Genomic DNA, 23,725 nt, shown 5'->3' with positions numbered 1-23,725 from the left:
TGTGAACATAAAACATGTTTGCCATATATTCATTATCATATTAGGAATGTGGGCACTGGCACCAAATGCAAGTGCCCAGCAAAAATATGCTCATGTAAACAGTAATGAAATAAAATTTATTACGATCGATGGTAAACAATCTGAAGTACTGGTGCGTTCTTGGCAAAGTAAAAAACAATTTGGTTCTGTCACTATAGTTGGCCCATCTGACACCAATGCTGACGCTAACGGGCTGGCTAGTTATCTGCGCACACACATTAACCAACGTGGCTGGGCCAGTATCAGTTTAACACCAGCAAAAGGACTATATCGACCAAACTACGCCACTAAACCTGAAGATATCAGCCAAGCAGGTAATGAACAAATCACCGTTAACACCAACAAAAGCACGCCTAAATACACGTCAGAACAATTGCTCGAATTACGTAATTTTCAGCAAGCCTCGCTAAGTGAAGCAATCAACCAACTCGGCTCAACCATCAGTTTATTTCCTGGTGCAAATATTCTGGTCGCCATTGATGACAGTGCAGGCATGGTAACTAATTTACTGTACGATAAAAAAATTCCAATACCGGATGTGTTTGTGGTTGTGAATCCTTACCGCGAATTTGAATATTTAATCGATCCTCAAAGTCAGCGCAAATCCATTGCCGAACAACTCGTAACAATGTCACTGCCGATCCTTGATATACAATCTCGCGATGCGCACCCCATTTCAATAACCGAAGCCTCAACGAGGCTGAATTACAACCAAGTCAAGCCTGCGCGCTATTACCGCCAATATCAAATGAGTTTAGACTTTACAAACCAAAGTGGTTGGGAAGAGGCGCTTAATCAAATTGAAGGTTTCTCCAGAACAGTTATTGGCAGGTAATGAGTCATGTAAATACTGAGTGAAACACCTCAACTCATCTGCTGAGCCGAGGTTATGCCATAGCATTACCACCAGGACTGCCTAGACTGATAGGCTTTATCAGGATTTTTGGTTTGCCTAATTGCGGCGATGACACGGTTTTTACCCGCCAACAATCTAATTTGACTCAATGATTCGCGTGCTAACAAACAGCGAATCGACCCCGTCCAGCTTTGATTAATACAGCGCTTTATTGCCGCATTTGCATCAGGAGAGGTCAGCATAATTTTACGAGCTAACGTCACAGCGGTTTCATAAGGCGTTTCACAGACTTGACTGATCAAACCTAGCTCAAGCGCTTGCCCTGCTGTCAAAATGTCTGCAGTGTAAGTCAGTAATAACGCTTTATCTTTAGGCATGACTTGCCGTAAAGCCACTAAACCCGCCATATCAGGGACTAACCCCCATTTCGCTTCCATAATCGATAATTTACAATCAGGACTGGCAATACGAATATCTGCACCAAGGGCAATTTGTGTACCACCTCCGTAGCAGCAGCCTTCGAGCACCGCAATAACAGGGATAGGTAAACGTTGCCAACCAATAGACACTCGTTGCGCCAAATTGGCATTACCAGGAAGCCATTTAAATAATAACTTCATCGCTTTGCTCGGTGAGTTAGCCACACTTTTTACATCTAACCCTGAACAAAAATTACCCTCAGCACCAGACAAGATCACAGCATTAACACCTTTATCGCCCCTCAACTTTTTTATCACTTTATCAATGGCAACAAACATATCGTAACTGAGTGCATTAATTTTACTTGGGCGATTTAAACATACATGCGCAATACCATCTTCGATACTAAGCTTGATCAAATCCTTTTCCATATATGGGTTCCGTCTATCTGGTCAGTCCAGTTTTTAGGTTAACATATCTGGACTATCTGTCGAATAGTAATAACATGACAAATAAACGTCATTGGTCAAAATATTGCCACGATGTGAATGGCTAAATGATGCAAACAGGCTATTTTTGAGTACATGATTATGTATTTTGTTATCGGTAAATCGCCTTTTATTGAGAGTTAGCACGCACTCTGTGTTATAAGATTGTTTTTTTACAGTGCTAAACTGCCAATATTATTAACAATTACGTATAATGAATATTCAAATAAAAAGCACTGTAAAACAGTCCTAATAACGATAACGCCTCGCACCACTCGCGACAGCACTTAAGCGTGCTTTTCCCTAAAGGCGAACAAGGAACACCTGTCACAATGACCATACCAATATTGATATGTGATGACTCAGCACTAGCCAGAAAGCAAATGGCACGTACCCTACCCAAAGACTGGGACGTTGAAATTAGCTACGCCACCAATGGTGCAGAAGGCCTTGATGTGATCCGCGCAGGCAAAGGCGAAATCGTATTTCTTGACCTCAATATGCCAGTAATGGACGGCTACGAAGTGCTTCAAGCTGTTCAACAACAAGATCTTCCTGCGTTGATTATTGTGGTGTCTGGCGACATTCAAATAAAAGCTCATGAACGCGTAAAAGCCCTTGGTGCACTCGACTTTATCCAAAAACCAGTCAGTGCTGACGCCATCAGTAATATTTTACAAGAATATGGCATCTTAACGCTCACTCAAGGCAATAAAACCGAACAAACCCCAATGGTTAAAGTTGATATGCGCGATGCATGTCAAGAAATTGCCAACGTTGCGATGGGACGAGCCGCCGATTTATTAGCTAAATTACTCGATGTATTTGTGTTACTTCCTATTCCTAACGTTAACGTATTAGAAGTTAGCGAGCTTACCATGGCATTAAAAGCCACAGAACGCAGTTCTACAGTATCAGGTCTTTGTCAGGGTTTTATCGGCGCGGGCATTGCCGGTGAAGCGTTGTTACTCTTCCATGATTCGAGTTTTGAAGACATGGCTAAACTAATGGGATTAGAAAACCCAGATGACATCAATACCGAAATTGAAGTCATGATGGACACCGGCAACGTGCTCATTGGCGCTTTTTTAAATGGAATATCTGAGCAGCTTGACATGAAATTCAGTCAAGCACATCCAGTGGTGCTTGGCAGACATTGTAGTGTCAATGAGTTAATCCACGACAATTCAGAAAAGTGGCAGCGCACACTCGCGATGGAAATTAACTATCGTATTGAAGATTACAATATTCAATGTGATTTGCTGCTGCTGTTTACTGAAGACTCAATCCCTACGCTTAACTACAAGCTTGGCTACCTACTCGACTAACGCTGGATAATTTATTATGTCTAATGATCAAAGCGCGATGAATGAACTTCACTGGCTAATCGACATGGTGCAAACCATTGAGGTAGGTTTAGTTGTACTTGATCGCAACTATAATATTCAGCTGTGGAACGGGTTTATGGAAAACCACAGTGGCGTGTCACCTAACTCGATTAAAGGCGAGAATCTGTTTGAAAAATTTCCTGACTTACCTAGCGATTGGCTAAAGCAAAAAATGGAGTCGGTATTTGTACTCAAAAACCGCACCTTTATCAGCTGGGAACAGCGTCCGTACGTGTTCAAATTTAAAAATTATCGCCCCGTTACCGGCCGTGCTGATTTCATGTTTCAGAACATTACCTTACTACCACTGGCTTCATTAACGGGTGAAATCACTCATATCAGCATTATTGTGTACGATGTTACCGACATCGCAGTCAACAAGTTGCAATTAAAGTCAGCCAATGAGCAATTAGAGCAACTAAGTCAAACTGATGGACTAACGCAATTGCACAACCGCCGCCATTGGCAGCTGTGCATGGAAAAAGAGTTTGAGCGCCATTCTCGTTACGGTGACACATCATCGCTTGTGATGATTGATATTGACAACTTTAAGCAGGTTAACGACAAATACGGTCACCCAGCTGGCGATAAAGTGATTCAGCATATTGCGTATCTGTTAAAACAGTCATTACGTGAGACAGATTGTGCAGGACGATACGGCGGTGAAGAATTTGCCGTTGTACTGTCAAAAACCACCGCAGATGAAGCATTATTTTTCACCGAACGTCTAAGAAAGCGCATTGAAGAGTCAGAGATTGCGTTTGAAAACCGCTTAATTAAAGTCACTGTTAGCTTAGGCATTAACGATCTTAGCGTGCAAACCGATAACAGCTCTAATTGGTTATCTGGTGCCGATAAAGCCTTGTATATCGCAAAACAAGAAGGTCGAAATAAAAGCATCGTGTTTAAATAACGTAAATCTAAAATGCAAAAAGCTCATCCTAGATGAGCTTTTTGCATTTAATACTTGCTATTTATGTCGGTATTCCGACATTGAGCAGTTCGTTCAATTAGTGAAAAGAGTCTGCTATATCTTCGTCGTCTTCATCATCTTCGTCAGAATCAGCTTCATCACCGACAAAGTAAGTCCCCCACCCGTCGTAATCAACTTTTTGCTTAGCAGCAAGTTGAATTAATTGCTCGCACGCTTTATCAAGTAATGGCGTTTCAAGTTTATGATAGGCAATGGCGTCAAAACAAAAAATCACCGAGCCATCATCTAGCTCCATTTCTTCAGCATCGTTAACTTCAAAACCAAGCTTAAAGGCATCTACAGCGGCTTTTTCTAAACGATCAAAATTGGTCGCCGAAAAATGATGTTCAATCGTATATTCCGCATCAGGCTCTGAACCATCAGCAAGTAAGGCATCAACAATTTCGCGGTTTTCTGCAAATTGCTCTTTTAACTGACGCTCAACAGACATGGATTACTCCGTTAATAACATAAAAATTATTGTCAATTATACCCAAAGTTACACAAGTTGCGAACTTATCAACTCAGGTTACTTTTTAGCGGCTTGACTCAAAACTAGGGCTTCCTCGTTGAGTTCAGCAAGCCTTATCGACATGGTTTCATGTACTTTGGCACAAAAGGCTTTAACATCATTTTTTGTTAATCCTTCTGTCGGGATAGGCTCCATCATCTCAACAATCACCACACCATTATCCCAACGATTTAATTTTATTCTATTCTGGCAAGATGCTAACACAGGTACCACGGCGACTTGTGCAGCGATTGCAGTATGAAATGCCCCAACTTTAAACGGCAATAAACCACGACCACGTGAACGGGTTCCTTCAGGAAAAATCCACACAGACAATAACTTCGTTTTCATTTTTTCGACCGTTTTCGCCATAGTGTCAAACGCGCTATGACGATTTTTACGGTCAATTAATATATTGCCAGACAACCAATAAATCTGCCCAAACAGTGGCATCCAAGCCAAACTTTTTTTACCTAAACTTACCGTACCTTTAGGCACAGCCGAAGTGTGAGTAAACAAATCAAAATTATTTTGATGATTGGATAAATAAATACAAGGCTGTAGTTTTTCACTAACAGGTTTGCTCCTAGTGATCACTTTAATGCCAAGCACACGGGCAACAGAGGAGAAAATTTTGGCGATAACATGCACATTATCGCGATGCATTGGTCGTATAAGACAAAAAACAATTGCAAATACAAAGGCTAAAAATAATAGCACGGCGAGAATGATTGAACGGGCAACTAGCAGCACAGCATACTCCTGCAAAATAATTGGCGACAGTATAACGATGCAGGTCTAGGGACTCAAATATTTTGTTTACATATGTACGCTGAAATACCCTGCCCTGCTATACAGGGCAGAATAACACGATTTATGTGACAGCCATGCGACATTCAAAGGAGCGAAGAATATCGCAATGGCAAACGATGCAATATCAAGACGATGATTTACGCCACTGTAGTACGAAACTTAAGTAACAGCCTAAACACCAATGCGCTGATTGCTAGGGTAGCGACAATTGCGGCACCACTTGGTAGATCATAATTTGCAGACAATAATAAGCCTGCTGCATAACCCACAACACCAACCGCATAAGCCAAAGCCAGTTTATATTTACCCAAATATTTATTTAGCGCTAATGCCGGTAATATTAACGTGCTGAACACTAAATACACACCAACAAGCTCTACCGACAAGGTGATCACGATAGCAAATAAAAAGTAAAAACTGGCACCGTCGAGAATATTGGGTTTAATGGCAATTAACCCCAATATCGCAACAGACACAACGGCAGGCAGCACAAGCTGAGACCAACTTACCCACAAAATCTGCCCAGACATAAGCTGCTTTAACAACTCAGCTCCATGAGGGTCATTTGCCAGCAAAAGCATTGCCGCGACAGCGCTTAGTACATAAAAGCAGCCTATCATGGCTTCTAACTCATTGGTGAGTCGTTTAGCCATCCAGGCAATCACAGCTGCGCCAGCAAGCGCAAACAATGCCGGCATCCAGATGTGAGCAAAAGGCAGCTCTTCAACCCTATGGTCAATGTGAGAGACTATCGCCCCGAGTGCCGCCACTTGCGCTATCGCCAAATCGATAAAAATAATACCGCGCTTAAGCACTTGTCTGCCTAACAACACATGGGTTGATAACACCAGCAAACCGGCGGCTAGCGCAGGCAATAATATCGACAGAAGCTCAGCATTAAACATCGGCTTATTTCACCCCATTAAGCAGAGCAAATAAACTATCAAATAAGCTAAACAAATCTGTACTTTGCTCATTACCACCTACAGACATTGGCAACCTCACAACAGGAAGATTAGCGCGCTCACCGAGCCATTTTGCACCGCGATCATCTTGATAAGATGACACAATTACCGCCATCACATCACCCTGCTCTGCACGGGTCAAAAGGCTGGCCAAATGCCCGCTGGTTGGCGCCAGGCCAGGTTTAGGTTCAAGGTCGGCAACTTGCTCTATACCAGTCCAGTTAAATAAATAACGAAAACTCGAATGATAAGCGATGACCTTTTTACCCACCAAACCCTTAGCTTGCTCTTGCCACTGAGGGATTTTGGCCTGCCAGCGTTGGCTAAAATCAGCCAGTGATTGCTGATATTCGCCACTGTTTTGCGGGTCGAGTTCACTCATTTTAGCCGCAAGCGCTTGAGCAACGGTTAACATTCTATCTGGGTCTAGGTGTAAATGCGGGTTACCTTTGGCATGTACATCCCCCATAGAACGATCGACTTTTGTTAGCTTGTCTAACGTTTCAACGTGTTCAGATGCAAAAAACAGCCCTTTATCCGTTGACTTAACCTTAGGGTTAGATGCTTTCATTTGCAGCATAGGCAGCCAGCCGATTTCTAAATCGGCACCGGCACATACCACCAAATCGGCTTGGCGCATTTTAGCAATTAAGCTTGGACGTGCCTGCACTTGATGTGGGTCTTGCATTGCCGTTGTTGCTGAATACACATTTGCCGACGGCGCTAATGTTTTAGCTAGGGCGCCGTATTCTGCTTCACAGGCAAATACATTAAGCTCCGCTTTTGCTGTCGCGGTAAACAGCAGCGGCAACATGGCCGCTGCTAAAAGCAATTTAGAATTGATGCGCACCGTGAGCTCCTAAAGACATGACATATTGCAGAGTAACGATATTATCGTCTTCAAAACCATCAAAATTGGTCCCTTTTTGATGAGTATATTGTAAACGTACGCTTGAAAAATGACTGCTATGCCATGCAAGGCTAATGTCGGTCTCTTTTAATGTTTGAGCATCGAGATGATCTTCATGAATTTCATAAGTATCAATTTGTCCGTATCGCACGCCTGCTGACCAACTTGGAGAAAACTGATAAACACTACTTAAATACCAGCCTTCATGGTAATCACTATCACTGATTTCATGGTCATGATCTTCTTCATCAGCGGCATCATCAATGTGACCCGGTTCTTCGCCAAATATATCGGTCACTCTAAAGTATTCACCACTCACTGTGAGGTTTTGATACTTGTAGTTACCATTTGGAGCCCACTTGTAAACAAAGTCAGCTATAAAGGTGTTTTCACCAGTGTAAGACGCGCTATGGCTATGGTCATGTTCATCTTCTTCAACCTCTTCTTCATCTTCGTGCTCTTCAGCATAAGTTAAGCCATTTTCATTACGTAAGTAACTTAAACCTAGCTGCCACGAACTCTCGACACCAATATCGCCACCAATTTTAGTTAATGCGGTATAAACCCCAACATCGTCAAAATCGCGCTCACCATGTTCATCTGCTGCGCGTAAACTGTCACCAGCAAAAGCTTCTAGCCCCATAGTCCAGTAAAGATCAGTTGGCGCTACATAATTTAAGCGAATACCATCATCAAAATAATGGTTCCCTAAAAAGGCACGGTAAGCTGCAGGACGTTCAACAAAAGCATCAGTGTGTAAATGTTGGTTATTTAAATAACCAATATCAGATAAAAAACGACCGGCACGAACAGACAAACCACTCGGTAATGCTAGGGTTTGAATAAAAGCTTCTTCTAGGTTTAATTCTGTTTCGCCGTCGTGAGATTCCACAATGGTAGTGATTTTACCGTAGAACATCTCATCAATATTGGCACTTAATGCTAGCTCTGTTTCACCTAAACCAAAGCCTTCTGCACGTTCTGCCATTGGGCGTTCACCCGTTTGATAATACCCGTCTAATACGGCACTAATATTGGGGTTGGTTAAGCTAGAATCTTCAGCCAACACAGAATAAGAACTAACGGCACAGGCCAGTGCCAATAAAGAAACGCGAGTGTTTAACGCAGACATAATATCTCCAAAATACAACAAGTTGCCGTTATCCGGATTTCAGAAACCGGTAAATAACGGAAAAAATTAATGATAATGTTGGACTAACGAGATAAAGGAGGGGCGCGACTTTGGTAATAAGCTTGAAATGCGCTAACAAAACAAGGCAATAAAAATTGCTGACGTTCAAAGGTTTGCTGACTTGCAATAAACACAAGCTCGCTTGTAGGAATGGCTTTATTTAACTGATGCTGATGAAAACACAAGGTACAATGATTTTGCACCCCATCATCAAGATGACGGACTGAGTGCGCAGACGCAGCAATAGACAACACAATCAAAATGGCACTAAGCCAGATTGTGATAATTTGTCTAATGTGAATGCGAGAACTCAACAACACAACTCCGTCTGGTTTACTATCTGTAGCAATAGTGTAAAAGAGCTAAGCGCAAATGCAACAACTAGATTGTGACAAATCATGACATCTTGCTTAAACACTGGGCTTTTTTATAGTTAAAGACCCATTTTAAGATACACTTAAGCTGTGACTTTTAGCATGTATATCCAAACAATAAAGGAGCACATCATGGCACGATTTATTCGCGAAAACATTGGCATCATTTTAGTCATGGCTATTGTCGGCATTGTGGTATTGGGCGGGATTTATTATGTAGAATCATCCCTTGAAAGTCAGGTTATCGTGGTTGATTAATCAACTTAAGCCAGCAAGGTTATTCATTAGTGGAGTTAACACCATCATCTGGCGCTTCAACCATTTTTAAATGATCCATAATGTGCGATAAACACACCACAATCACCGCCAATATCATTAACGGAGTGGTGATATGTGCAACACCCTCAACAAAATAGGCCACTAGAGCGGCAGTCACACCACTATAAAATCCCACAATTTTAGTAACCGACAAGCCTTTATTGTGCCCAAGCCAGGCGGCACAATGTGGGCATTGAACTTCAACAGATAACCCTTTGCCGCGGCTATTAGTAACCTTAGCAATTGAAAAGTGTTTGTAGCAATGAGCGCATTGCAGTGCCATGTGATATTCCGTAAATCAATAATGGCGCAAGTTTAACAAATTCCCTTCAAAATAGCAGTGCTGCAGCATAGCTCCAACCATGATTTTCTACTATCATCATCGCAACTTAGCCTTATAGGACTCGCGAAGATGTTACGGACTTTACCCACTTTAATTGTATTCATGGCCTCACTGTTATTAACACCTTTAGTTATTGCGCAAGACACGGCCGTTGTTTCTCAACAAACAACCAGTACGGCAATCGATCCACAAACGCTTAATAAAATACAGTTGCTGCAACAGACCATCGAACACGACACTCAGTTGTTAGCTTCAGTCAAAGGCGAAATACGTACCATAACCGAATACCGAATTAAAAATAAATCATCAGAATTACGTGATGAAATAGGTAAATTGATCACTTCGGCTAACACAGAAACTCAATACCTAATCCCCTTAGTGCAGTCGCAATTGGTGTTTTTAAGCCAAGTAACCGATTATTTAGATGCCGATCTTATGTTGCTCAGTAGTCAATTAGGCGGTGTCGATGACAGCCCAGTCATCACAGCAATGTCTGAGCGTGAATTTGAACGAGATCATTACCTAAAGGCAACATTAATCACCTTAACATGGGCAGAAACTTTAAAAATCGATGTTTCCTCTCAAAAACAAACCTTTACCAAGTTAATGTTGCAACGAGCGGATCAATTTGACAGCTTAGTTAATTACACCCAAGACCAACTACAAAAGGCAGTGGCAGAGGCCGCTGCGGCTGGTGCTGATATCAGTACCGAACAAAAAGCAAAAGTACTTACTTTAAAAGAACGCTTAAATAAAAATAGCTCTAGCTTAGCGGTGTCAGCTTCAATACTTGAAAACTTAGGTCAAGATGTCTCACAAATTAAACAAACGTTATTTAGTGTGTCAGGAGATATCACTCAGGATGTATTAAATTTTAGTGTTGCGTCTAATTTACTCCAGGGCTGGGCCAAAGTGATCAAAGATCAAACCATCAATAACGGCCCAAGTCTGACCTTTAAAATATTGGTGTTTTTATTTATTGTGTTTCTCACCAGCTTAGTTGCCAAAATTGTTACTCAAATTATCGCCAAAACGGTACGTGCATCCAAATTACAATTTAGTCAATTATTACAAGACTTTTTCATCTCGCTATCCAGCAAAGTCGTTTACGCCTTAGGCTTGTTAATTGCTTTATCGCAACTAGGCTTCGAACTAGGCCCGTTATTAGCAGGCTTTGGTATTGCTGGCGTCATCATTGGTTTTGCATTACAAGACACGCTGTCTAACTTTGCCTCAGGAATGATGATTTTAATTTATCGCCCCTTTGACGTTGGCGACTTAATTAATGCCGCTGGAGTAACAGGCAGAGTTAGCCACATGAGTTTGGTATCAACTACAATAAAAACACTTGATAACCAACGTCTTATTGTCCCAAATAATAAGATTTGGGGCGACACGATTAATAATATAACCGCAGAGCAACAACGCCGTGTCGACATGACGTTTGGTATTAGCTACAGCGACAATATCGAGCATGCAGAAACCATTTTAAAAAGCATTGTTGAGCAGCACCCAAAAGTACATGCCCAACCTGAACCCATTGTAAAGCTTCATACTTTAGGCGAGTCATCAGTCGACTTTGTTGTTAGACCTTGGGTAAAACCAGATGATTATTGGGAAGTGTATTGGGACATTACTCGAGCAGTTAAAATGCGCTTTGATGCCGAAGGGATTAGCATTCCATTCCCACAGCGCGATGTGCACATATATCAAAAATAATCTCGCCACATTGGCCACAAAAAAAGCTCAAGTCACCGACTTGAGCTTTTTGTTACCAGTCAAAAACTATAGGTAAGTAACGCTGCCCTGCAAATGTGGCCTGCGGCCTTTCACATCACGCATCTCAAAACGCTTACCATTTTCAATACTTTCAAAAGCAAAAGTCACTTCAGATGGCATAAATACGGGCAATTTAAATTCAACATCAACTTGAAAAGGCTTATCGCCAATAAATTGCATCAACTGAGATAAGGCACGTGCTTTAGACCACATCCCATGAGCCAATACGCGCTCAAAACCAAAACGCTTCGACAATAATGGATGTAAATGAATAAGATTATAATCGCCTGACGCTTTTGCGTAACGTCGGCCTAAATCTTCGGTTAATTGCCATTGCTGCACATCACTCCATGCCATTTCAGACGCTTTAGGAGGACGCGCACGACGACCGGGAGCATCGATACGATACAAATAAGTCGATAAGGCTTGCCATACTAATTCATCTGCCACAAAAACCTTAGAAACCAAATCAAACTCAAGTCCTGAGTCTGTCTGACGACTACCAGAAAGCTCACATTGTACGGTTAAGGTTTCATTGACAAGCACAGGTCGATAAACACTAATACTGTTTTTTAGGTGGATCATCCCAAGCAACGGAAACGTCACCGCTTTATGAGTAAAAATAGTGGCATGCAATCGAAATGCCCACACATATAAATACGTTGGCGGTAATGTCACCCCGTCAAACTCAAAGCCACATACCTCAGCATATTGGCGAATTTTTTCTTGCGTCAACATCACATTTGGCGCCTGCACATACATCTTCGGCAGCGGTTGTTTATTCCAGCCAGGCTTACGCCCAAACAGAATTTTGCGATACAAAGATAATAGCGAAGGCATTGCTTTTAATTCGATAGCGTAGTCGTGACTCACAATCTAATACCCTATATAGGCAGCAAAATAAGCTGCAAAACAGTTAATCGAACATTATACCTTACACAGATATTGTTACTACACCGCTAATGGTTAATTGCGATTAATATTGACGGTGACGACACTCGATTAAACTCATTTACTGTGTTGATGACAATAAAACCATTGATGATTTATCTTACCTTTTTTAACCTACAATGAGACAATTATGCCACTCTCTTCCATAACGTGACGATACCGTGCAAGACAAAAACTTCGATAAACTTAGCCTTAAATTTGCGCAAAATATTTATGGCACAACCAAAGGCGAAATCCGTGCGGCGGTGTTATGGCGCGATCTTATTCCTGAACTCGCTAAACTGGGTAAGCCACGTTTACGGATTTTAGATGCCGGGGGGGGATTTGGTTTTTTAAGCCAAAAGCTAGCAGCTTTAGGTCATGACATTGTGCTGTGCGATATCTCAGAGCAAATGCTTACCCTGGCCAAACAACAAATAGCACTTTCAAAGACTCCTTTATCCATCGAATTGGTGCATAGCCCAATCCAGGCATTAACCGCTGCCGAACATGGGCAATTTGATGTCATCCTGTGTCACGCGGTTGCAGAGTGGCTAATCGATGCTAAAACGACACTTCATGGACTTCTCGACATGCTCAAACCAGAAGGCTTGTTTTCGTTAATGTTTTACAACAAAGAAGCATTGCGATTTCATAGCCTTGTTTCGGGCAACTTTGACTATGTAAAACGCGACTTCCAAGTAAAAAAGAAGGTAAGACTCACTCCTACACACCCTCTGTACATCGAGGATGTGCGACATTGGCTAACCCAGTGGCAATTTACCCTGGTGGCTCAATCTGGAGTCCGTGTGATTAACGATTATCTCAAAAAACAGTTACCCGCCGATTTCGACACTCAGCAACTGATTGAAATGGAATTGGCCTATTCGCAACGCGAACCGTATTTATCCCTTGGCCGTTATGTCCATTTTTTAGCGCAATCGCCGGCACAATCACAGGTTTGAAATGTGCTCAATCCACTAACATTGCAACACGGTGCATCGAGTAACGGTAGCACCTTGTTGCCTGAGTAAATCAGGAATAGCCTGCTGACCAACAATATGCCCAGCACCGACAACAATAAACAGGTTTTTATGCGTTTTAGCCTGCAACAACTCCATTATTTTGTGAGTCATTGAATGATTACGCTGCCACAACAATTTCGCTAGAAACTCGTCAGAGTCACCAGCTTGCGACTCCATAATCGAGGCCAAAGCTTTAGCGTCACCTTGACGCCAAGCGTGAATTAAATCGAGCATTTCAGCGTCACTTGCGTTAATGGCTTCGTCAAGCATTTGTAATTGCGTTGCCGTTGAAAAAGATGAAATCAATTCAAACTGAAACTGAATACTTTCAAGCTCAATCAAGTCTTTATCTTGTTTATTAGCGGTAAAATAAGCATCAACACCTTGTTCTGCACTGTAGCCAAGCTCGGCATAACGACTAACACTAATTTGCGTCGACTGTAACCAAGGGGCGTAAGGCGCTAACGCCTGACACATGGCTTGATGAGTCTGACAATACACCCGACGAGTTGCTTCTACATCCGGTGCGATGTCTGGCGATAGTGCACCGTATTGCTGCAACATTGCCCCCGTATCTCCCTGGCTAATATCAGCCTCCACGACCAACGCATCAGACTGTTTAAAAGCAGATTCAATATGCTGCGCTAAAGGATAGAAATTTGGTTGACCAATGTGAATCGACCCTAATAAATAAGCCTGCTGCTGTTGATACTCCACTTTATAAAATATTGGCGAATCTAACGCCGCAGCAGGGAGTGAGACCAAACCCAACATCGCAAACGCTATTGTGTAATAGCTTTGCAGTAATTGACGATAACCAACATTGATAGCAAAATTAAACCGACTTTTCCTTGTTGCCTGCATAGCAGCTCCTTATAATTGTTTTATTGTTTACCCATGCACCATGAGGCACTAATGCCGTATACCAACGTATTTCTACAGATAAAAGAAAACCTGCAAATAGCTTATAGACAAGCCATTGATTCTGATGAGCGTTTAGACGAATTACGCAAAGCTGGTCACGGTAAGTTTGTGGCGATCTTTACTGAAGATCAAGGTTTTACTGAAAGCAGCAACCGTTTTTTGCCTTACGTACAAGAACTGGTTGCCGAATTTGATATCATGCAAAACAGTACTCACGTTGCCCCTGAAACACTCGAAAAATTTGTTAAAAAGCTGGCTACCCTGCTACAAACGTTACAAGTGTTTAAGCTCTCAAAATAAAGGCCAACAAGCATCATAACCGCTGAAGTACTCATCACTCATTGCGTTTATGATGTCATCGTTGGCGCTGTTCCCCTCACGGAGGGGAACACTTATCACATTTCACGTATTGCCGATCGATCCCACCGTAACTGAAATCTTTTTGTCATAATTTCGCCATAATATTGCCTGCCTCAGTAATACTATCGTGCACAAAGCTGCACGAAATTCAACATTGGCAATGCTAAGAGGCCTTAATCATGATCGCACCACACCTTGCCAACGCGCTTGAAGACATTATTGAACAACAGTCGATCGAGGCAGTATTTCAACCCATCTTTAATGTATCAACCAACCAACTTCATGGCTTTGAAGCACTCAGTCGCGGACCAAAAGACACTGAATTACATTCGCCTTTTGCATTATTTTCAACCGCAGAAAAGCAAGGGAAACTAAGTGAACTTGAAACCTTATGCCGCAATATTTCAATACATGCGTTTGATGCGAGACAACTTAACGGTAAATTATTCATTAATATTTCACCTAAGGCATTATTAGACCCAAACCATCCTAAAGGCATCACATTACAGTTAATCAAACAGCTCGGCATAGCCCCTAACAATGTAGTGATTGAACTGTCTGAGCAATATCCCGCAGACGACATTGATTTACTCAAATCATGCTTAAATCATTATCGTAATCAAGGTTTTTTAACTGCGATTGACGATCTTGGCGCTGGTTATTCTGGACTGCGTTTATGGTCCGAACTCGCACCTGATTATGTCAAAATTGATCGTCACTTTATTCATCAAATCGACACAACAGCTGTAAAGCAAGAGTTTGTACGCTCCATTGTCGAACTTTGTCAAAATCTAACATGTAAAGTGATTGCCGAAGGCATAGAAACCAATGAAGAACTCACAACCTTAAAACAATTAGGTGTGACCTATGGTCAAGGCTACTTTTTAGGCAAACCTGCTATTCAGCCTCAACAGCACTTTACCCATGACCAACCCAGTGTGATTTATCAGCCACATACGCGATACTGCGACACAGCAGAAAGTTTATGCATAAATGCAGTAACCGCTTCATCAAATACTCGGCTAAAAAAGCTCAGCTTACAATTTTCAGAGCAACCCGCATTGCAGGCCATTGTAATTGTTGATAACGACCTTGTGCTAGGCCTTGTCAATCGCAGTGCATTATTAGAATTATTTAGCACCCCATATGGCCGCTCACTTCACGAAAATCACCCAGCTCATATCGTCATGGATACTGAAGTACTACAAATAGAAGCTAATGAGCCATTAATCAATGTCAGCCAATTACTGACGTCAGATAGCGTTAACAACGTCGCACAACAATTTATTATTTTGCGTCACCAAAAACTTATCGGCATAGGTCACACAAAAGACTTGTTACAGCGGATAACAGAACACAGAATAAAGATGGCACGGCATGCAAACCCACTCACAAACTTGCCTGGTAACGTCCCCATACAGGAAGAACTTAAACGCCTAAAACTGCAAAATAAATCGTATTATTTAGCCTATTTAGACTTAAGCCACTTTAAACCCTATAACGATGTTTATGGATTTTTTCGTGGAGATGAAGTCATTCAATTATTGGCCCAATTATTACTTCCACATCAAAGCGATCAATGCTTTGTAGGCCATATTGGTGGCGATGATTTTGTAATGATAAGCATGCAAGATGATACGTTATTAACATGCCAAAGTATTATTGAACAATTTGAACAACATAAAATAAGTTTTTACCAGCACACTCATTGGCAGGCTCAATCCATGTCAGCTCATGACCGTCAAGGTCTTCCTTTTCAATATCCTTTGGTGTCATTATCTATTGGGGTGTTACCGCCCCAAATTACTCAGCATGCTACCGAGCATGAAATATCAACGCTAAGTGCCCAAGCTAAAAAACTTGCCAAAAGCGCTAGCAATGGGCTTTATCTATATGAGTAAAAGGCAAGGTTTATCAAAAGTAACCATTGCCTATAAAAAGTAACCATTGGTTATAATTTAGGTTCAACGCTCTTTTTCAACCAATCGTTAAACAAGGTCGTTTCATATTGGAATGGTCTGTCGTTTAAACGGTGCGAGTTATACATAAAGCTCATGTCGGTAATCTTCTCATCACCAGCAAGGATCACCTTATCGCCTTCATTAACGGTGTAACTAAACGTCGCTCTTGGTGGGTATAAATCCTTTACAATACGTAAATCGCCAGGCGTGGCACCAAAGGTTGGTCGCATATCACCGGCTAAATCTAGGTTCGTCACTTGCATATGCAAGGTTTGCCCAGGCTTAAGTGATTTTTCAGCCTGTTTGTTAATGTTTTTAGTAAGGGTGTCAAATAGGCGAGTCTCAAAACGAGATTGACGTTCGGTTGACGTTTTTATATCACGAAAATCCTTTGGACTTTGCCATTCAATTTTTACTACGCCAGCTTCAGTTATAGGATTAGGCTCAACGGCATCTTCAGCCATTGCGACTGGAGCCACAAATACAGACGCTAAAAGTAAATATTTTATATTCATAATTAATCTCCAATATGCCAACACGTTATCCCTATCAATGCCAATGCCGTAAATAGTGCAGTTGAAAAGCGATAGAATAACCTTGATATATCCACTTTAACGCCAACAAGCTGAACCAAGCCTTAACAGAATGGAGATTAAATGTGACACTTAAAATGGAAATCGAGCGCTCAATAAAGGATAGGTTTGGCGCATTATTTTAGGCTTAGTACTGAATTTTTTACCCACAGGCGTGTGTTGTCCTGACGGCACAAAAGGCAACTCTTGCCCTGTTCTGTCCTCATATATTTGCCCTGCGATAAGATCATAATCTTCCACAAAAGGATAGGCGTAATCGTCAACAAGAGGCCATTGGTCTAGTTCGCCCAAAATGTCAGGATTGGCTACTATTTTATCGTACCATTGCGGCCCTAAAGACAATAAAAAACATCTAAATTCAGTAAAAGCATAGTCGCTATCGCACCCAGCAATAATGTAAGCCGCCCCCCAGATTGACCACAAATAACTGCGACGCAATTGTTGACCAAACACTTTATCAAATGCTTTAAGCGACTCATCATCTAACACTTGTAACTTATCACGCAATTGTTGCGCAATTTCATCAGAAGATTGGTCAGGTTGTACACGTGTCACCAAGGCCCAAAAATCAGTTTCTGTCATCAAAATATACCCACATAGCGTGTTTGTGCGATATTCTACCTCAAAATTTCTCGCCAGATGACCAATATGAATCAGATAGTTCAATCCAACATGCCATTGAGAGTAAAAATACTCGTGGGATTGTATGCAATACTCACGCTTGTCGCTTTTTGGCGTATGACCACATTTTATGCTTTTGATTTGCTCACATTAGGTGTACTGCCGCTGTTGTTTGGCATCTTAACTCGAGCTAAATGGACTAAAGTCGTGCTGTTTTGCTACGCAGCCATACAAACTCTTGGGCTTGCCGCAATGACCACGACAGCGATTATTGCTTATCAAATAACGCCAAATGACGTAAACCTAGCATTTCAAGGTTACAATGTTCCGCTAATCCCGCTGTGGGTTCTGCTCGCCTCGCTGATAGGTTTTCAATGGTGGGTTGGATTATCAAAAACCACCCACGTTTATTTAGCGTCAAAACCATCTTAAGTGGCTTAACGGTGGATTATAATCAATGAATACCTTTAGCCCACATGTCCAACACAATAAAAACAACAACACAAAAATGGAACATTAATTATGGTAAGTTTATCTCCAAGCGAGCTGTCCATCTTATTAGTTGAACCCTCTGAAACACAAAGAAAAATTATTATTAACCGCTTACACCAAGAAAAAGTCACCAGCATACAAACGGCGGCCACGATAACCCAAGCTAAAGAGATCATTCAACGCCATAAACCTGATTTGATTGCCAGCGCTCTACACTTTGTTGACGGTGAATCTACAGAGTTATTGCAATACATAAAAAACACTCCAGAGTTAAGCGATATTCAATTTATGTTGGTCTCGAGCGAATGTCGCCGTGAGCAATTAGAAATATTTAGACAGTCTGGTGTTGTGGCGATTTTGCCAAAGCCATTTAACGCTGAGAATTTAGCCACAGCGCTCAATTCTACCGTAGACTTATTGAGTAATGATGAGCTCGATTTAAGCCATTTTGATGTACACAACATTCGAGTATTAGTGGTCGATGACAGCCGAATGGCTCGCAATGTTATTAAGCGTACTATTGGTAACTTAGGCATGCAGGATATCACTGAAGCCGTTGATGGTGAGCAAGCGATTAGCTTGATGAAAAACAACATGTACGACCTAGTTATCACCGACTACAACATGCCCTCGATAGATGGATTAGCCCTTACGCAATACATTCGTAACGAAAGCCAACAGTCTCATATCCCTATTCTCATGGTGTCATCTGAAGCAAACGACACTCACCTAAGTAATGTATTTAGCGCGGGCGTGAATGCATTATGTGACAAACCCTTTGAGCCGCAATTAGTTAAGAAAATTCTCTACCAATTACTCGAAGAGTAAATGACTTCGCAAATATGACGAATGATTTTGGCTTATTTTGCCCTAAAACCATTACAGATACTGAATTTATAAGATAAAGTGCTTTTAAACCTGCATGGCTTGTGGCATGTTAATGAGGTTTTAAAAAACACTTCTATGGAAAGCAGAGAATACCAATATGAACAAAAGTGAATTAATTGCAAAAATCGCAGAAAATGCAGAACTGACTAAAGCTGAAGCTGGCCGCGCACTAAAATCTTTCGAAGAAGCGGTAACTGAAGCCATGAAAAATGGTGATAAAATTTCTATCGTTGGTTTTGGTTCATTTGAAACCACCCAACGTGCTGCTCGTACTGGCCGTAACCCACAAACTGGCAAAGAAATTCAAATCGCAGCAGCGACAGTGCCTAAGTTTAAAGCGGGTAAAACATTAAAAGACAGCGTGAATTAATCTCGCTTATTCTTTTAAACGAAAACCTCCTTGTGGAGGTTTTTTTATGCATAAAATTTAACAAATACCAACAATTCATACCGTTTATAGCTTTATGTAAAATCATTATCAAAGATCCCTCATTGCACAAAAAAAGTGCAACACTGCATCATTAAGCCGCAACCGCTTTGCTGCAAAATGTAGCAAAGCACATTAAATCACTGATAAATAAAGACTAAAAAAAGTGGCACGCGATTAGCTAACTAGTGTTTAGACAAACCGACATTGAGTATGTTTAAACCATAAATAAATGACTCAGTGACAATAAAACATTAAGGGATGAAGATGAAAAAATCACTATATCAAGCAATTGCGTTATCAACAGGTTTACTATTGAGCGGCAGTGCCCTTGCTGAAGTCACTGGCAACATTGGCGCGACATCTAACTACTTATGGCGCGGCACCACGCAAACCAGCAATGAGGCAGCGATTCAAGGTGGTCTTGATTACGCACATGACTCTGGTTTTTATGCTGGAACTTGGGCATCTAACGTCGATTTTGGTGACGAAACCAGCTACGAATTAGATTTTTATGGTGGTTATGGTGGCAACTTCACAGAAGATTTAACTTACGATGTAAGTTACCTTTACTATGCTTACCCAGATGCGGGCGCGAGTATTGATTTTGGTGAAATCGCCATAGTATTAGGCTGGAAATGGTTAGACGTAGGCTACTCTCAAGTGGTTAATGCTGATTCTGATGTGTCTGGCGCATCAGACGAAAAAGATTGGAGCTACTTACAAGCTAACGCAAGCTTCCCTTTAACTGAAAAACTGAGCTTATCGTTCCACTACGGTTACTCACAAGGTGATGTTGTTGAAGACTTATTTGGTGACACCTACACGGATTACAATGTGACATTAAGCGCAGAAACAGATATTGGCACAATATCGTTTATGGCGTCAGATACTGACCTACCAGACAGCGATGCTAAAATTGTTTTAGGCTACTCATACGGCTTTACGCTGTAAGCTATCTTACTGTTTTAAAATAAAAAAATGCCATTGTTAACCGCAATGGCATTTTTATTTAAGCGATTATCATCACACATTTTTAGCAAGAATAAAAAATAATGCTAAGCTCAAAATGAAAGGTAAAAAAAGCTGCCCACAACAGTCAAAATAATTTACTTTTCTATTGGTATGTTTTTAGTTAGAAAGTGCTCATTGAATTTGTTTCGTTTTACCATTCAACTTGAGGGTTTCGTTATGGCTAATCTTACAGATCGAGTGCCAGATGACACAGAAATTGACGCGATGACTTCACCTAGAAACTCAAAATCGGCAGAGTCATTACAACATAAACGTCAAATCAAACGCAGGTTAGAGGACTTTCTCGAACAGGCGCAATTACGCAAAGCAATTGGCGATGACGACTTTTTCTAGTCATAAAAGGGATAATAAATTTATCCCTTTTTAATTTAATGCCACAACGCATTAACCTAACAACTCACGCATCAAGCTAACAGACACATGCTATTTAGTGCTTTTAGCGAATTGCGATTTTGATATCAGGCAATATTTTTAGCTGTTTTGCTACCCTGTCTGTTGGCTTGTGTTTGGGTAAGCAGTAACTCCGCTTTTGCGCCTAAATACACATAAATCCCCAAGCCAACTAACAAGCCAACAACCGCTAACATCATCAAAATTGCAGGTTCAATATATTGTTTTTCACCCAGTGACGCTTTAAACATAGTAAGCAGTGCCTCAATCGAAATCGCAATCAAAATTGTCGAAATAAATCGCGTGATCGTTCTGCGAGTCGAGCTATGCCTAAAAATATCTTTATGCATTAGCACTTCTTCTTCCAAAATGGTCTTACCCAAATCAAAAATAGCCAGTGCCAGGGTTAAAAAAATAATAATACCAAAGGGCTGCAAAGGGTCGTACCGAGCAGACGCCTGACTAAAAAGCGCATAAATATCTAACGTCACTGTCCACATTAATACTGTCACCAATACAAATAAACACAGCACGATTGCGGCATAAATACTTTTGAAAAACGGCGACATTTTACGCCGAGCACTGTCGCCCATCATAAACTCGATTAAACGGGTTAAATTGACATCAATCACTACAATACCAGCCTCACCACTTGATGATGTTAAAATTTGCGAGGCCGACAAACATAATCCACCGCCAGCATTAGACAAATAAGGGCGTGTAATATGAGCGGTGTTCGCCTCTGAAAGCTGGGTAAAATAAGGACGTTGACTCCTATCGGCTTGTTTTCCGTTATTCAGTAGCTTAATTTGTTGGTTTACCACACTAATATTAGGACTAACCTGTATTCCTTTTTCATCAAGTAAATAAATTAACTCCACAAAAGGATAACTGACTGCCATATCTTCAAACACTTTTGCAGATACGGGTTTATCGAATAAATTCACATCTCCCACACCGACCAAAATCGACTCAAGAAGCTCGTGTACCAGGTTTTCATATTCATGGTAGCGTTCAATAACGCTTAAATAACTCATTGCAGCCATATGCTTTCCTTTTTATCAACACGACAATCAAACAAAGCAGTTTTAGCGCCAAAAAGTATTAATTAATATTTACAGTTACTTAAGTAAAACATACAGCGATATTCTGCGACCTAAAAATTCAGATTGCACCAAACTAGGGCTAGGTTGCTTGCGTTTTTTTCATTGCAGTTTTGTGAACAACATCTGCTAATATAAGTAAAATATCAGGTATATAGATTAGGAAAAGACAATGTCTGAGTCTTTATTGCGTTATCAGCAAGATATTCGTCGTTTTTCTGATGAATTAATTCGTATCCAAGCACCGATTAAAATTTTAGATTCGATTAAATGGCCAAAACAAATTGAAGATGACTTCTTAGCAAAACAGACTAAAGAACTACCTAAAGTCAGCAATGATTTCTATCAATCGATTCCACTGTCATTTAATGCCGATCAAACACAAAGTGATTTACAAGGCCTAAAAAGTGCCATTGAAAAAGGCCTGGGTAAGCGCGATAAATTAGGCAAAATTTTGTTGGCTAATATTGACCAATACCGAATCGTAATTGATATGCTGCACAATCGTGGCAACCCTACCTTTGGTAAACTCAGCCAAGAACTCTATGGCAGTGCAAGTCATAAATTGCATGGTGATCGACATACACTAAGGCAGCTTGGCGACAGATTAAGCCATATATTTTCATTACCCGCAGCTCGCCATATGAGCCAGCGTCACCCCAAAATTGTTACAGCTCCCGAAGCTGTAGAAGTGCTCAGCGAGCGCTTAGTGAAGTATTTTCATAACGATGAAATCCACGTTAAATTGAGTGATGGTATAGCCTCAGATGCTGCGGTGGGTGGCGATACCGTTAAACTCAATACCCGCGCCATGTTTAGCGAGTCAGATCTTAATGTCTATGAAGTCCACGAGGGATGGGTTCATGTGGGCACCACGCTAAACGGCCGTGCTCAGCCACATGCTACCTGGCTTAGTGTCGGATCGCCCCGAGTCACCGCGTCACAAGAAGGCTTGGCCGTGTTGATGGAAATGCTCACGTTAAGCTCAAACCCTGGGCGAGCGCGGCGAATTAGCGACCGCGTTTCAGCGGTTGATATGGCAGAGCAAGGGGCCGATTTTATTGAAGTCTACCGCTATTTTAGAAACCTTAACTTAAGCTCAAAAGACAGTTATCGTGTTACTCAACGTGTGTTTCGCGGCGGTATGGTCGGTGGCGGCAGCTTTTTTACTAAAGATATTTCCTATGTGCGAGGCTACGTTGAAAACATTAACTTTATCCGCAGCGCAATAAGCACAGGCCTGCCAGAACTTATCCCAATGCTATTTTTAGGCAAGCTCGCCATTGAAGATATTCCGGTACTGTATCAGGCATTCCAAGAAGGCATCATCGCCAAACCGAAATATTTACCGCCAATGTTTGAAGATATTAGCGGGTTGTACGCCTGGTTTGGTTTTGCTTCAGGCATTGGCAACATCGATCTTAAAGGGGTGCAACGACACTTTGCACGTCAGTTTAAAAATGTGGCCCCTACAACGACGGTCGATTTATTCGAAGACTCTGAATTTGATAACAACTTCGAATAAGTAGTATTGGCTAAGTGTGCTGTACATCACACTTAGCCTGCTCATCAAACGTATAATGTAATCATATCCTTGTATGAGGTCG

At 41.4% G+C, this 23,725-nt stretch carries 27 protein-coding genes; 14 read left to right on the top strand and 13 right to left on the bottom strand.

Annotated elements, in window-relative coordinates; genetic code table 11:
* Window position 1 precedes the first annotated feature (1 nt).
* Window positions 2-874: a DUF3530 family protein gene (locus IEW93_RS01635; protein ID WP_223419286.1), complete on the top strand. Its 873-nt coding sequence runs from the start codon at window positions 2-4 to the stop codon at window positions 872-874.
* Window positions 875-939: 65 nt separating this feature from the next.
* On the opposite strand, the gene IEW93_RS01630 is transcribed toward IEW93_RS01635, so the two are convergent.
* On the bottom strand, window positions 940-1,746 hold the full coding sequence (locus IEW93_RS01630) for a crotonase/enoyl-CoA hydratase family protein (RefSeq protein ID WP_188736259.1): 807 nt from the start codon (window positions 1,744-1,746) through the stop codon (window positions 940-942).
* A gap of 389 nt (window positions 1,747-2,135) precedes the next feature.
* Here IEW93_RS01630 and IEW93_RS01625 point away from each other — a divergent pair, with 389 nt between their 5' ends.
* Both IEW93_RS01625 and IEW93_RS01620 read left to right on the top strand, forming a co-directional pair.
* Window positions 2,136-3,131, top strand: coding sequence for a response regulator (locus IEW93_RS01625; protein WP_188736257.1), 996 nt, complete (start codon window positions 2,136-2,138; stop codon window positions 3,129-3,131).
* 16 nt (window positions 3,132-3,147) lie between these two features.
* Window positions 3,148-4,104: a sensor domain-containing diguanylate cyclase gene (locus tag IEW93_RS01620; RefSeq protein WP_188736255.1), complete on the top strand. Its 957-nt coding sequence runs from the start codon at window positions 3,148-3,150 to the stop codon at window positions 4,102-4,104.
* Between the two features lie 97 nt (window positions 4,105-4,201).
* On the opposite strand, the gene rraB is transcribed toward IEW93_RS01620, so the two are convergent.
* The 6 genes from rraB to IEW93_RS01590 all read right to left on the bottom strand — a co-directional run bounded on the left by rraB (window position 4,202) and on the right by IEW93_RS01590 (window position 8,869).
* Window positions 4,202-4,615, bottom strand: a complete 414-nt coding sequence (gene rraB / locus IEW93_RS01615) for a ribonuclease E inhibitor RraB (RefSeq protein WP_188736253.1) — start codon at window positions 4,613-4,615, stop codon at window positions 4,202-4,204.
* A 78-nt stretch (window positions 4,616-4,693) separates the two neighbouring features.
* Complete coding sequence (locus IEW93_RS01610) at window positions 4,694-5,428, bottom strand: 1-acylglycerol-3-phosphate O-acyltransferase (RefSeq protein WP_188736252.1); 735 nt, start codon at window positions 5,426-5,428, stop codon at window positions 4,694-4,696.
* Window positions 5,429-5,625: 197 nt separating this feature from the next.
* Complete coding sequence (locus IEW93_RS01605; protein WP_188736249.1) at window positions 5,626-6,393, bottom strand: metal ABC transporter permease; 768 nt, start codon at window positions 6,391-6,393, stop codon at window positions 5,626-5,628.
* A 4-nt stretch (window positions 6,394-6,397) separates the two neighbouring features.
* On the bottom strand, window positions 6,398-7,303 hold the full coding sequence (locus IEW93_RS01600; protein WP_188736247.1) for a metal ABC transporter solute-binding protein, Zn/Mn family: 906 nt from the start codon (window positions 7,301-7,303) through the stop codon (window positions 6,398-6,400).
* Window positions 7,287-8,495 (bottom strand): hypothetical protein, encoded by a 1,209-nt coding sequence (locus IEW93_RS01595; RefSeq protein WP_188736245.1) that lies wholly within the window; start codon window positions 8,493-8,495, stop codon window positions 7,287-7,289. Before IEW93_RS01595 ends, IEW93_RS01600 begins: the two co-directional genes overlap by 17 nt.
* 83 nt (window positions 8,496-8,578) lie before the next feature.
* On the bottom strand, window positions 8,579-8,869 hold the full coding sequence (locus IEW93_RS01590; RefSeq protein WP_188736243.1) for an ABC-type zinc uptake system zinc chaperone: 291 nt from the start codon (window positions 8,867-8,869) through the stop codon (window positions 8,579-8,581).
* A 192-nt stretch (window positions 8,870-9,061) separates the two neighbouring features.
* Between IEW93_RS01590 and IEW93_RS22240 the strand changes: the two genes are divergently transcribed.
* Window positions 9,062-9,187: a hypothetical protein gene (locus IEW93_RS22240; protein WP_263283585.1), complete on the top strand. Its 126-nt coding sequence runs from the start codon at window positions 9,062-9,064 to the stop codon at window positions 9,185-9,187.
* Window positions 9,188-9,206: 19 nt separating this feature from the next.
* Here IEW93_RS22240 and IEW93_RS01585 read toward each other — a convergent pair whose 3' ends face one another.
* Window positions 9,207-9,530 (bottom strand): hypothetical protein, encoded by a 324-nt coding sequence (locus tag IEW93_RS01585; RefSeq protein ID WP_188736241.1) that lies wholly within the window; start codon window positions 9,528-9,530, stop codon window positions 9,207-9,209.
* A 162-nt stretch (window positions 9,531-9,692) separates the two neighbouring features.
* Here IEW93_RS01585 and IEW93_RS01580 point away from each other — a divergent pair, with 162 nt between their 5' ends.
* On the top strand, window positions 9,693-11,309 hold the full coding sequence (locus IEW93_RS01580; RefSeq protein WP_428847850.1) for a mechanosensitive ion channel family protein: 1,617 nt from the start codon (window positions 9,693-9,695) through the stop codon (window positions 11,307-11,309).
* 66 nt (window positions 11,310-11,375) lie between these two features.
* On the opposite strand, the gene IEW93_RS01575 is transcribed toward IEW93_RS01580, so the two are convergent.
* Window positions 11,376-12,209 carry a MaoC family dehydratase gene (locus IEW93_RS01575; RefSeq protein ID WP_188736515.1) on the bottom strand — a complete coding sequence of 278 codons (834 nt, stop codon included), beginning with the start codon at window positions 12,207-12,209 and terminating at the stop codon, window positions 11,376-11,378.
* A 272-nt stretch (window positions 12,210-12,481) separates the two neighbouring features.
* On the opposite strand from IEW93_RS01575, the gene IEW93_RS01570 reads away from it, so the two are divergent.
* Window positions 12,482-13,264, top strand: coding sequence for a methyltransferase domain-containing protein (locus IEW93_RS01570; protein ID WP_188736236.1), 783 nt, complete (start codon window positions 12,482-12,484; stop codon window positions 13,262-13,264).
* A gap of 15 nt (window positions 13,265-13,279) precedes the next feature.
* Here IEW93_RS01570 and IEW93_RS01565 read toward each other — a convergent pair whose 3' ends face one another.
* Window positions 13,280-14,188: a TraB/GumN family protein gene (locus tag IEW93_RS01565; protein WP_188736234.1), complete on the bottom strand. Its 909-nt coding sequence runs from the start codon at window positions 14,186-14,188 to the stop codon at window positions 13,280-13,282.
* 51 nt (window positions 14,189-14,239) lie between these two features.
* On the opposite strand from IEW93_RS01565, the gene IEW93_RS01560 reads away from it, so the two are divergent.
* Both IEW93_RS01560 and IEW93_RS01555 read left to right on the top strand, forming a co-directional pair.
* Window positions 14,240-14,548 carry a prephenate dehydrogenase gene (locus IEW93_RS01560; protein ID WP_188736232.1) on the top strand — a complete coding sequence of 103 codons (309 nt, stop codon included), beginning with the start codon at window positions 14,240-14,242 and terminating at the stop codon, window positions 14,546-14,548.
* A 239-nt stretch (window positions 14,549-14,787) separates the two neighbouring features.
* Complete coding sequence (locus tag IEW93_RS01555; protein ID WP_188736231.1) at window positions 14,788-16,509, top strand: GGDEF domain-containing protein; 1,722 nt, start codon at window positions 14,788-14,790, stop codon at window positions 16,507-16,509.
* Window positions 16,510-16,559: 50 nt separating this feature from the next.
* Here the strand turns inward: IEW93_RS01555 and IEW93_RS01550 are convergent, their stop codons facing one another.
* Both IEW93_RS01550 and IEW93_RS01545 read right to left on the bottom strand, forming a co-directional pair.
* Complete coding sequence (locus IEW93_RS01550) at window positions 16,560-17,084, bottom strand: DUF3016 domain-containing protein (protein ID WP_188736229.1); 525 nt, start codon at window positions 17,082-17,084, stop codon at window positions 16,560-16,562.
* A gap of 150 nt (window positions 17,085-17,234) precedes the next feature.
* Complete coding sequence (locus IEW93_RS01545) at window positions 17,235-17,744, bottom strand: DUF4240 domain-containing protein (RefSeq protein ID WP_188736226.1); 510 nt, start codon at window positions 17,742-17,744, stop codon at window positions 17,235-17,237.
* Between the two features lie 66 nt (window positions 17,745-17,810).
* Between IEW93_RS01545 and IEW93_RS01540 the strand changes: the two genes are divergently transcribed.
* The 5 genes from IEW93_RS01540 (at window position 17,811) to IEW93_RS01520 (ending at window position 20,958) form a co-directional block, all read left to right on the top strand.
* Window positions 17,811-18,215: a hypothetical protein gene (locus IEW93_RS01540; protein ID WP_223419284.1), complete on the top strand. Its 405-nt coding sequence runs from the start codon at window positions 17,811-17,813 to the stop codon at window positions 18,213-18,215.
* Between the two features lie 90 nt (window positions 18,216-18,305).
* Window positions 18,306-19,103: a response regulator gene (locus IEW93_RS01535; protein WP_188736222.1), complete on the top strand. Its 798-nt coding sequence runs from the start codon at window positions 18,306-18,308 to the stop codon at window positions 19,101-19,103.
* Between the two features lie 157 nt (window positions 19,104-19,260).
* Window positions 19,261-19,533, top strand: a complete 273-nt coding sequence (hbs, locus tag IEW93_RS01530; protein ID WP_011638950.1) for a non-specific DNA-binding protein Hbs — start codon at window positions 19,261-19,263, stop codon at window positions 19,531-19,533.
* Window positions 19,534-19,857: 324 nt separating this feature from the next.
* A complete protein-coding gene (locus tag IEW93_RS01525) occupies window positions 19,858-20,544 on the top strand; it encodes a TorF family putative porin (RefSeq protein WP_188736221.1) in 687 nt (228 codons plus the stop codon).
* Between the two features lie 237 nt (window positions 20,545-20,781).
* Window positions 20,782-20,958 carry a PA3496 family putative envelope integrity protein gene (locus IEW93_RS01520; RefSeq protein WP_188736219.1) on the top strand — a complete coding sequence of 59 codons (177 nt, stop codon included), beginning with the start codon at window positions 20,782-20,784 and terminating at the stop codon, window positions 20,956-20,958.
* A gap of 125 nt (window positions 20,959-21,083) precedes the next feature.
* On the opposite strand, the gene IEW93_RS01515 is transcribed toward IEW93_RS01520, so the two are convergent.
* Complete coding sequence (locus IEW93_RS01515; protein WP_188736218.1) at window positions 21,084-22,061, bottom strand: PDC sensor domain-containing protein; 978 nt, start codon at window positions 22,059-22,061, stop codon at window positions 21,084-21,086.
* Window positions 22,062-22,290: 229 nt separating this feature from the next.
* Here IEW93_RS01515 and IEW93_RS01510 point away from each other — a divergent pair, with 229 nt between their 5' ends.
* A complete protein-coding gene (locus IEW93_RS01510; protein WP_188736216.1) occupies window positions 22,291-23,643 on the top strand; it encodes a flavohemoglobin expression-modulating QEGLA motif protein in 1,353 nt (450 codons plus the stop codon).
* Window positions 23,644-23,725 lie beyond the last annotated feature (82 nt).

This window comes from Shewanella inventionis, assembly GCF_014641855.1.
GTDB classification, from domain to species: Bacteria; Pseudomonadota; Gammaproteobacteria; order Enterobacterales; family Shewanellaceae; genus Shewanella; species Shewanella inventionis.
The sequence above is the reverse complement of the archived record's forward strand: the minus strand, read 5'-3'. Positions and strand labels throughout refer to the sequence as shown.